Source organism: Amycolatopsis sp. NPDC051071 (assembly GCF_040682875.1).
Classification (GTDB): Bacteria; Actinomycetota; Actinomycetes; order Mycobacteriales; family Pseudonocardiaceae; genus Amycolatopsis.
In genome coordinates this window covers 1-9,958 of sequence record NZ_JBFBBY010000226.1, presented here as the reverse complement: position 1 = coordinate 9,958, position 9,958 = coordinate 1, and the positions used below count along the sequence as shown (strand labels likewise).

Below are 9,958 nucleotides of genomic sequence, written 5' to 3'. Positions count from 1 at the left end.
TGCACGTGGGCGTTGACCAGGCCGGGCATGAGCGTCGCACCGGGGAAATCGAGCCGTTCGCCACGACCCTCACGACCAACCGAGGCTCAGGCCAGCGAGCGATCCAAGTCCGGCTCCAGGTAGATCAGCTTCGCCGTAGGGACCTTCGCCCGCACGCGTGCTTCAGCGTCGTCGATGGCCTGCGCGACTTCGCCCGTTTCCAGCCCCGGCACCAGCGCGAGCTTCGCGGCCACCAGCATCTCGTCCGGGCCGATGTACAGCGTCCGGATGTGGATGACGCGCTCGACCTTGCCGGCGGCGAGTTCGTCGACGATGGTGTCGAGGTCGATCTCGGTCGCGCCCTCGCCGATCAGCAGGCTCTTCATCTCGATGATGAGGATGACCGCGATGACGCCGAGCAGCAGGCCGATGGTGACGGTGCCGATGCCGTCCCACACCGGGTCGCCGGTGACGACGGACAGTCCGACGCCCGCGAGCGCGAACATCAGGCCGAGCAGCGCGCCCGCGTCCTCCAGCAGGACTACCGGCAGCTCGGGGGTCTTCGCCTGGCGGATGAACGCCCACCAGCCCGCGTCGCCCTTGATCTTCTTCGACTCCTGGATCGCGGTGTAGAAGCTGAACGACTCCAGCCCGATCGCGACCACCAGGATGCCGACGGCCACCCACGGCGTCTTCAGCGCCTCAGGCTCGCCGATCTTGTGGATGCCCTCCCACAACGCGAACACCGAACCGAGACTGAAGAGCATCAGCGCGACGATGAACGAGTAGAAGTACCGGTCGCGACCGAAGCCGAAGGGATGCGTGCGGGTCGCCTTGCGCTGCGACGTCTTCTGCCCCAGCAGCAGGAGGCCCTGGTTCGAGGTGTCCGCCAGCGAGTGCACGGACTCGGCGAGCATCGAGGACGACCCCGTGATGAGGAAGCCGGTGAACTTCGCGGCCGCGATGCCGGCGTTCGCCACGAGCGCGGCGATGATCGCCTTGGTTCCGCCACCTGCAGACACGTGCGACTCCCCTGGTGTCTTCGAAAAATGGTGTCCCGATATGCCGGGTTCGAAGGCTAGCAGTGCAGATGAGCCCCCTGGCGCCGGGCAGGACAGGTCACGGAATTGTCGGAACCGCTCGCTAGTCTCGCCCCTCTCATGACCTGGGGAGGTGCCTGTGCCGCGATTCGGCGTGCTCGGACCGTTGACGATCGAGAGCCCGCCCGGACGCCGGATGACGCCGCGCGGCGATCACCAGCGCACCCTGCTGGCCGTGCTGCTGCTCAACGCGAACGCGTCCGTCCCGGCCAGTGCCCTTGTCGAGACGCTCTGGCCGGAGACGCCGCCGAAGTCGTACGCCTCGAACCTGCACACGTACGTCTCCCGCCTGCGGGCACGGATCGAGGGACTGGAGATCGAGCGGGACCCGCACGGTTACCGCCTGCTGGTCGAGCCCGGCGAGCTCGATCTGCTGTCCTTTCGCGACGCGGCGGCCGCGGGCAAGGCGGCCGCACGGGCGGGCGATCCGGCCGCAGCCGCGGGGCATTACCGGCGCGCCTTGGCGGAATGGCGCGGGCCGGTCCTTTCCGGACTGCACATCCCGTGGCTCGACGCGGACGTCGCCCGGCTCGAATCGGAACGCCTCGCCGCCTTCGAAGACTGTGTCGACGCCGAGCTGTCCGACGGCAGGCACGGCGAGCTGACCGGCGAACTCCAGGCGATGATCACCGAGCATCCGCTGCGCGAGCGGCTGGCGGCCCAGCTGATGATCGCGTTGCACCGCGCCGGGCGGCAGGCCGACGCGCTGGGTGTCTACCGCGAGCTGCGCACCACGCTGGTCGAGGAACTCGGCGTGGAGCCCGGCGCCGAGGCCCGCCGGGTGCACGCCGCCGTGCTGCGTGGCGAGGATCCGGCGCCCGGCACCAAGACGCCGTCGGTCTTCCCGCTCTGCCAGCTCCCGCCGGATATCGCGGACTTCGCCGGCCGCGAGGCCGAGATCACCGAACTCTCCGGTCTGCTCGGTGATGGCACCGGCGTCCCGGTCGCGGTGATCACCGGCGAACCCGGCGCGGGCAAGTCCACCCTCGCGGTCAGCACCGCGCACCGGCTCCGCCGGTCCTTCCCGGACGGCCAGTTGTTCGTCCCGCTCGCCGGCGCGTCCAGTCCGCGAGACCTCGCCGACGTCCTCGGCGACCTGCTGCGCGCGCTGGGCGTCACCGGTCCGGCGATCCCGGACGACGTCGAGGCGCGGGCGGCGGTCTATCGCGGCCGTCTCGCCGACAGACGTGTCCTGGTGGTGCTCGACGACGCCGCCGGCCCGGATCAGGTCCGCGCGCTGCTTCCGGGCACGCCGGGCAGTGCCGTCCTGATCACCAGCAGGCAACGGCTTTCCGGGCTCGCGGGGGCGGATCGCCTCGCGCTCGCCCCGCTGTCGGGCGCCGAAGCGCTGACGTTGCTGGAGCGGCTGGCAGGCCACGATCGCGTCGGCGCCGAGCGCGCGGACGCGGAACGGATCGCCGAAGCCTGCGGAAACCTCCCGCTGGCGTTGCGGATCGCCGGCAGCAGGCTCGCGATGCGGCCGGGTCTCCCGCTCGGGAAACTCGCCGCGAAACTGGAGGACGAGGTCTCCCGCCTCGACGAACTGCGGGTCAGCGATCTGCAGGTCCGCGGCAGTATCGCGCTGAGCTACGAGGCGCTGAGCCCGCCCGCGCGGCGCGCGTTCCGGCTGATCGGCCGCTGCCGCACCTTCGATCTCCCCGCGTGGGCGGTGTCGACGCTGATCGACGACGAAGGCGCCGCCGACGCCGTGGACGAACTCGTCGAGGCGAGCCTGCTCGAAGCGACCGGCCTCGACCAGACCGGCGAGCAGCGGTTCCGGGTGCACGACCTCGTACGTGTGTTCGCCACCGAACTCGGCCGTGAACTGGAGACCCGCGCCGAGCGGGTGGCCACCGTCGCGAAGGTGTCGGACGCGGCGCTGTGTCTCGCCGACACGGCTGCCCGGCGCCTGCCGCGCACGGTGCCGATGCCGTTGTCGGATCAGGATGTCCCGGCGCAGCCCCTGTCGGCCGAGCTGGTCGAACGGCTGCTGCGCGACCCAGGGGCGTGGTTCGCTGCGGAGCGGGCCAATTTGGTCACCGCGGTCTCGTCGCTGGTCGCACTCGGCTGGCGGCGGAAGGCCTTGCGAATACTGGAAAGACTGAGCACGTACCTGTACTTGCACAGCCACTACACCGATATGCGGACGGCCTACGAGATCCTGCGCGACGCAGCGCGCGAGTCGGACGACAGGCATATCCTGGTCATCGCCGAAGCGAATCTGACGGTACTGCTGCACGCCCGCGGCGAGTACGAACGCGCCGCCGAGGGATACCGCGCGTGTTCGAAGGAGCTGGCGGCGCTCGGTGACAATTCCGCTCAGGCGTGGGTGGAGACCAACCTGGCGCATTGCCTGGTCGGGCTCGGCCGGGCGGGGGAATCACTGGACGCCGCCACCCAGGCCCGCGCACTGTCCACTGTGGAGGATTCGGGAACCCATGCGCGGCGGGCGGAATCCGCCGCCTTGCACCGGCTCGGCAAGGTCTCGGAGGCTTTGGAGATCGATCGCCGGATCCTCGCACTGGCACGGGAATCCGGTGACGAACGCCAGCTGGGCGTCGCCCTGCAAGGACTTTCGTGGTCGCTGATGCTCGACGGCCGCACGGAACAGGCACTGGAGACGATCGGGGAATCGGTCCGGGTGCTGCGCCGGACCACGGCCAGGTCCTCGCTGGCGAAGTCGTTGCGCACACAGGGCGCGATCCTCGCGGGGGCGGGCGAGCGGGCAGGAGCGGTGAAGGCCTACGAGAACGCGCGGCGGCTGGCGGGCGCGCTCGAAGAACGGCCGCGGGAACTCTCCTGCACCCGCGCGATCGCCGCCAGCTGGATCGGCGACGGCCGCGCCGACCGCGCGATCCCTGTACTGCGCGAATGTCTCGACGAATTCCGCGCCATGGGCGGGAAACCCGCGACCGGCCTCACCCTGCACGTGCTGCGCAGGGCGTACGAGGCCGTCGGGGAAACAAAAGCGGCCGAGGCGGCGGGTGAAGAGGCGAAGCGATTGGATGTCCCCCACGACGCCAACGCTTCGACCCTCGTCCGGTTGCTGTTGTCGCTCACCGAACCCGCCCCGGCCTGACCGGATGGTGCCCGACCCCTCAGACGAGCACCATCCGGAAATCACTGTGCGATGAGCCGGCCGCCAGCGTGATCGCGGGAAGGTTCAGCCTGCCCTGCGCGTCGGCGGCGAGGCCCCGCAGTTCGGTTCCGACGGCTTTGACGGCCTCGATCGCGTCCCCGGCGGTCCCCGCCAGCACCTGCGCCCGAGACGGCCAGGTCGTGCCCGCTCGGCAGGAGACGTGCTCTCTCGGCGACCGGCACGAGCGCGGTCACGACGGCGAAGCCGAGCACGGCGAACAAAGTGCCGGGACGCACGGAAACGAGCGCGGCTGTCAGCCGGTAAGCGAGTTCGCTCACCGCGTCGGAAAGGGACATCACTGCGGGGTTCTCCTTGGCCATCGACTTCCGGAACGAGCCGACGACAATCGCCGGGTCACCCCTTCGGACGATGGTTGCTGAACCCACCACACGGAACGCACACAGTTCGGCCGTCCCCGCTACGCGTTTAGTCCTCTGGTTGCGGTACTTGCACGTGCAAGTACCGCAACCAGAGGACTAAACGCGGGAGATCGGGGCTAGCAGGTGCCGGCGGTGGCGCGGAAGACCTGGGTGCGTTCGCCGGAAAGCGGGCGCACGAGGACGGCCGGGTCGGCGGCCGGCAGCCAGACCGACTGGCCGCGGCGCAGTTCGACCTGCTCGCCGTCGTCGGCGGTCACCAGCAGGCTGCCCGCGGTGCACAGCAGGATCTGCGGGCCGACGTCGTCGACGGCGACCTCGCCGCCGTCACCGGCCGCCCACTCGATCCGCGACAGCTCGAATTCCGGCGCGTCGGTGCGGTACACCGACAGGCGTGCCTCGGGATCGCCGCTCTGTACCGGCATCTCGCCGCACGCGAAGTCGACGACGCGCAGCAGCTCCGGCACGTCGACGTGCTTGGGTGTCAGCCCGCAGCGCAGGATGTTGTCCGAGTTCGCGAGGATCTCGACGGCCGTGCCGTGCAGGTACAGGTGCAGGTTCCCGGCAGGCAGGTAGATCGCCTCGCCGGCGCTGAGGGTGAGCCGGTTGAGCAGCAGCGCCGCGAGCACGCCCGCGTCACGCGGATGGGCCTCGCCGAGTTCCAGGATGGTCCGGCATTCGAGGTCGAACTCGCCGTGTTCCTGGATGTGTTTGACGCACGAATCGAGGACTTCGGGCAGCAGTTCGTCGAGCGCGGCCTGCGGCAGGGTGATCCAGGTGGTGAACAACGCGCGCAGCCCGGCCGGATCCGGCTGGGCTTCCAGCAGCACCGCGTACTTCGCCAGCCCGGGCGTCTCGATCGCCTTCAGCAGGGCGATCGTGCGCTCCGGTTCGCGGAAGCCCGCCAGCGCGTGGAACTCGGTCAGCGCGCAGACGAGTTCCGGTTTCGCCGTCGGATCCGGGTAGTTGCGGTTCGAGGCGTCGCGCGGGATCTTCGCCGACTCCTCGCGCGCGTATCCCTCCGCCGCCTGCTCCGCCGACGGATGCGCCTGCATCGAAAGCGGCTCTTCGGCGGCGAGGATCTTCATCAGGAACGGCAGCCTGCCACCCCAGCGCCCGGCGCAGGCCGTACCGAGCTGGCCGACCGGGTCGGCTTCGACGAGCTCCAGCAGGCTCCGCTCGGTGCCGTCCGGGCCGATCACCTGCGACGGGTCGCCGGGGTGGGCGCCCATCCACAGTTCCGCTTCCGGGTGTGGCGCCGGCACCGGTCGCCCCAGCAGCTCGGGAATCGTCGTTCTCGATCCCCACGCGTAGGGCCGCACGGCATTGCGCAGCAGCTCCACTGTCACCTCAACTCCTCGCCGGGCACGGGTGGTGCCTGCCCTCATTTCCTCACGTCGCGCGCGGGGCTCACGCCGTTGCGGGCGTGTACCTCCCGGCGCCGCCGATGCTGCCGATGGCCAGCCCCAGATAGACCGCGGCCAGCTCGAATCGCAATGCGAGAACGGCCGCACGCACGATCTCGTCCGCTTCGATCTCCTCGGCCGGGGCGATCACGTCCGCGCCGGGCAGCAGGTCTTCCGCCTGGTAGCGGGCCGCCTCGGTGGCGGGCCCGGTCCGGATCGACAGGAGCAGCACCTTCGGCGTCAAACCGGCGCCCTCCTCCGGGTCCGCGAAGATATCGCGCTCCACTCCCCCGGACAACGCCGCACGCCGCAAAGCGGGCCTGGCCAGCGCCTGGCGGTAGTCCTCCACGTCACAGACGATCCCCGCGTGGGCGGCGAAGGCGTGGGCGGCGTGCTCGCCGACGGCGACCGCGACCGGATCCAGCCCCCACAGGAGCGGCTGCCGCTCGGCCAGTTTCAGGGCCATGGCCTTGGCCGGGTTCGCGAACGAGTCCCTGGCGAGGTAGTCCTTCTCGGCTTCCGCGTCGAGCTGGTCGGCGAGCTGCTCCAGATCGGCCACCAGCAGGCCGAGTGCGTTCGCGGTGAGCAGCGCGGCGGCAAGCCCGCGCGGAAAGGCCATCTCCGGCGGGATTGGGAGCCTCGGCGCGAGCAGCAGCCCCTTGCCCGCGACGGCGGCCGCGACCGGCCCCTCGGCGGGGGCGGACAGCACGACCGTCGCGCCGAACCGGGCGGCACGTTCGAGTGAAGCGGCCAGCTCGCGGTCACCGGCGTCGTCGGTATGCGCGAAGACGACGTCGAGCGCGCCGATCCAGCTGGGCACGACTTCGGCGACGACCACCGGGACCGGGCACGACGGGGTCAGCAGCGCGGCGACCAGCCGGGTCAGTGTCCGGCTGACGCCCGGCCGGTCGAGCAGCACGAGCGAACGCGGGCGCCCGACGTCGAGGCGATCGCTCAGCTCGAGTTCGGCTGCCGCCTCGACGGTCGCCCGGACCTGGGCGCCCGCCATCGCGGCGGCACGGAGGAGTCCCGCGCTGTCGGCCTCGGCCAGCCGCGCGGGATCGTCGAGCAGGGAATCGTCAGGGACCGTCGGCATGGGCGCCATCCGGATTCGTCGGCTCGGTGGCTTCGTCCAGCAACAATACCGGGATTCCATCACGGACTGGATACACTCGACCACAGTCCGTACAGGTCAGTGCGTCGGCGTCCGGGTCCGCCGGTGTCCCCGTCCGCAGTGGTGCGTGATCGGGGGACGGGCAGGCCAGGATCTCCAGCAACTGTGCGTCCAGCGTGACGGCCATGCTCACTCCCTACCTGTGGGATATCTCTATGTGTGTTTTCACGACACATTCGTTACCCACGAACTATCGCCAGTACGTCTTCGGTCAGCGCCCGGACGGCCTCGGTGTCGGCGGCCTCGACGTTCAGGCGGAGCAAGGGCTCGGTGTTGGACGGGCGCAGGTTGAACCAGCCGCCGCCGGGCAGCTGCACGGTGAGACCGTCGAGTTCGTCGATCTCGACGCCGTCGCGTGCGGCGAAAGCGTCCTTGACCGCGATCATGCGGGCGATCTGGTCGTCCACCGTCGAGTTGATCTCACCGGAGGCCGCGTAGCGCGAGTACTCGGCGGTCAGCTCGGAGAGCGGGCCCGACTGCTCGCCGAGGGCCGCGAGGACGTGCAGTGCGGCCAGCATGCCGGTGTCGGCACGCCAGAAGTCGCGGAAATAGTAGTGCGCGGAGTGCTCGCCGCCGAAGATCGCGCCGGTCTTGGCCATCTCGCCCTTGATGAACGAGTGCCCGACCCGGGTGCGCACCGGCTTGCCGCCGTGTTCGGCGACGATCTCAGGCACCCCCTTCGACGTGATCAAGTTGTGGATGATGGTGCCGCCCGGCTCCTTCTCCAGCTCACGGACCGCGACCAGCGCGGTGATGGCGCTCGGCGACACCGGCTCGCCGCGCTCGTCGACGACGAAGCAGCGGTCGGCGTCGCCATCGAAGGCCAGGCCCGCGTCGGCGCCTTCCTCGCGCACCTTCGCCTGGAGGTCGACGATGTTCTTCGGGTCGAGCGGGTTGGCCTCGTGGTTCGGGAAGTTGCCGTCGAGCTCGAAGTACATCGGCACGACGTCGAGGGGCAGGCCCGCGAAGACGGTCGGGACGGTGTGGCCGCCCATGCCGTTGCCGGCGTCGACGACGACCTTCAGCGGGCGGCTGCCGGAGAGGTCGACGAGCTTGCGCAGGTACGCCGCGTAGTCGGCGAGGACGTCCGTTTGGGTCACCGAGCCACGCTGGCCACCGAAGGCGGGTACACCCTGCTCGACGGTGTCGCGGATCTCCGCGAGACCGGAGTCCTGGCCGACCGGGGCCGCGCCGGAGCGGCACAGTTTGATGCCGTTGTACCGCGCCGGGTTGTGGCTGGCGGTGAACATGGCGCCGGGCAGGTTGAGCGACCCGGACGCGAAGTACAGCTGGTCGGTGCTGGCGAGACCGATCGAAACGACGTCGAGGCCCTGCGAGGTCACGCCGTCGGCGAAGGCGGCGGACAGTTCCGGCGAGGAGTCACGCATGTCGTGGCCGATGACCACGGAGTCCGACTCGGGTTTGATCAACAGGGCGAACGCCGAACCGAGGTCGCGGACGAGCGCCGCGTCCAGCTGCTCACCGACCACGCCACGAATGTCGTAGGCCTTCACGATGCCCGAAAGGTCTGGCACGCCTGCTCCCCGCCAATAGTCTCGTTACAACGCCCTCTGGCGCCTCGAAAGCCTACCGGCGGGCCCTTGCGTCAGGCTCGGCCGGGCAGGACGCGCAGGTGGCCGCGCCTGCCTGACGGTCCCTCGGGTTCGGGGGCGGGTGCGGGCTTGTCCGAACGTCCCGCTTCGCGGACGGCCTCGGCCAGCGCGGTCAGCTCGTCGGCGGACGGGTCGGGAGCGGCGAAGGCACCCTCGTGCCGGACGACTTCCCAGCCCTTGGGGACGGTGAGCCGGAGGGCGTGGGCTTCGCAGAGGTCATAGGAGTGCGGCTCGCTCGCGGTGGCCAAGGGTCCCACGACGGCTGTCGAATCGCTGTAGGCATACGTGAGCGTGGCGACAGCGGGTTCGAGACAACCCGTTCGCGAACACTTTCGTACGCTCCGCACGATCGAGAACGATAGCGCGTCCTCGGCCAGGTGTACCGGCGACACGCGCTTCGACTCGCCGAGCGCGTACCCTTCGGATCGTGGCGACGGCTCGTGATTCCCGACAGCGACGGCGGATGCGCCGGGACCGGCACGGCCGGGGCCTGCGCGGAGCGCTGTATCCGTCGACCCTTCCCGCCGCCGCCAGCAGGGCGGAAAGGTTCGACGCACTGGTTTTGGACGCGCTCGAACCCATCGAAGCGCGGTGGCGGCACGAGCTGACGAAGCTCGACGTCGCCGTCGACGACGTCCCCGAAGTTCGCTCGGATGGCGCACCGACCGGAGTGGACGGCGTGTTGCACGACGGCGCCGTCCCGCTCTCGCGGCTCGTGCCCGCCGGCGTCGACCGCGCCGGCCTCCCGACGCGGGCCCGCATCGTCCTCTACCGCCGCCCCCTCGAAGCACGCGCGAAGGACCCAGGCGAACTCGCGGAACTCGTCCACGACGTCCTCGTGGAACAGGTGGCCGGCTACCTCGGCGTCGAACCCGACGTCATCGAAGGCGACTGACCCACTCCCCTTTGGCCCCGTGGCCCTGGGGCCTCTTTGCCCGCTCCGGCGCGGCCCCCACCCTTCCCGGGGGGCGTCCCCAGCCCAGCGTATCGCCGGGGTACGACGGTACCTGCGGAAATGGCGCTGGATGGCTGAGTTGTCCACAAGGGGACTGGCATGTGGATAACTCGGATTTTGTGCTGCGGTCGGGAGACGGGTGCGCCCAATGTGGCATTGGGGACGTTGAGTGTCCCCAATGCCTCCGGGCTCGGGTGCGCCCAATGTGGCATTGG

At 70.2% G+C, this 9,958-nt stretch carries 9 protein-coding genes; 2 read left to right on the top strand and 7 right to left on the bottom strand.

Annotated elements, in window-relative coordinates; all coding sequences use genetic code 11:
* Positions 1-86 precede the first annotated feature (86 nt).
* Positions 87-1,001 carry a cation diffusion facilitator family transporter gene (locus AB0M65_RS37855; RefSeq protein ID WP_364039358.1) on the bottom strand — a complete coding sequence of 305 codons (915 nt, stop codon included), beginning with the start codon at positions 999-1,001 and terminating at the stop codon, positions 87-89.
* 157 nt (positions 1,002-1,158) lie between these two features.
* On the opposite strand from AB0M65_RS37855, the gene AB0M65_RS37850 reads away from it, so the two are divergent.
* Complete coding sequence (locus AB0M65_RS37850) at positions 1,159-4,158, top strand: BTAD domain-containing putative transcriptional regulator (protein WP_364039355.1); 3,000 nt, start codon at positions 1,159-1,161, stop codon at positions 4,156-4,158.
* A gap of 19 nt (positions 4,159-4,177) precedes the next feature.
* Here the strand turns inward: AB0M65_RS37850 and AB0M65_RS37845 are convergent, their stop codons facing one another.
* The 6 genes from AB0M65_RS37845 to AB0M65_RS37820 form a co-directional block, all read right to left on the bottom strand.
* A complete protein-coding gene (locus tag AB0M65_RS37845) occupies positions 4,178-4,336 on the bottom strand; it encodes a hypothetical protein (protein ID WP_364039352.1) in 159 nt (52 codons plus the stop codon).
* A 378-nt stretch (positions 4,337-4,714) separates the two neighbouring features.
* Positions 4,715-5,938: a mannose-6-phosphate isomerase, class I gene (manA, locus tag AB0M65_RS37840; protein WP_364039361.1), complete on the bottom strand. Its 1,224-nt coding sequence runs from the start codon at positions 5,936-5,938 to the stop codon at positions 4,715-4,717.
* A 67-nt stretch (positions 5,939-6,005) separates the two neighbouring features.
* Positions 6,006-7,097: a hypothetical protein gene (locus AB0M65_RS37835; protein ID WP_364039349.1), complete on the bottom strand. Its 1,092-nt coding sequence runs from the start codon at positions 7,095-7,097 to the stop codon at positions 6,006-6,008.
* On the bottom strand, positions 7,081-7,302 hold the full coding sequence (locus tag AB0M65_RS37830; protein ID WP_364039346.1) for a Trm112 family protein: 222 nt from the start codon (positions 7,300-7,302) through the stop codon (positions 7,081-7,083). Before AB0M65_RS37830 ends, AB0M65_RS37835 begins: the two co-directional genes overlap by 17 nt.
* Before the next feature lie 52 nt (positions 7,303-7,354).
* Positions 7,355-8,710: a phosphomannomutase/phosphoglucomutase gene (locus tag AB0M65_RS37825; protein WP_364039342.1), complete on the bottom strand. Its 1,356-nt coding sequence runs from the start codon at positions 8,708-8,710 to the stop codon at positions 7,355-7,357.
* A gap of 71 nt (positions 8,711-8,781) precedes the next feature.
* A complete protein-coding gene (locus tag AB0M65_RS37820; protein ID WP_033261311.1) occupies positions 8,782-9,135 on the bottom strand; it encodes a DUF3499 domain-containing protein in 354 nt (117 codons plus the stop codon).
* 116 nt (positions 9,136-9,251) lie between these two features.
* Here AB0M65_RS37820 and AB0M65_RS37815 point away from each other — a divergent pair, with 116 nt between their 5' ends.
* Positions 9,252-9,683: a metallopeptidase family protein gene (locus AB0M65_RS37815; RefSeq protein WP_076159697.1), complete on the top strand. Its 432-nt coding sequence runs from the start codon at positions 9,252-9,254 to the stop codon at positions 9,681-9,683.
* Positions 9,684-9,958: the final 275 nt, after the last annotated feature.

Coding starts and splice junctions, on each gene's coding strand:
- AB0M65_RS37835 (WP_364039349.1), bottom strand. CDS start 7,097: ATGCCGACGGTCCCTGACGATTCCCTGCTCGACGATCCCGCGCGGCTG.
- AB0M65_RS37830 (WP_364039346.1), bottom strand. CDS start 7,302: ATGGCCGTCACGCTGGACGCACAGTTGCTGGAGATCCTGGCCTGCCCG.
- AB0M65_RS37815 (WP_076159697.1), top strand. CDS start 9,252: ATGCGCCGGGACCGGCACGGCCGGGGCCTGCGCGGAGCGCTGTATCCG.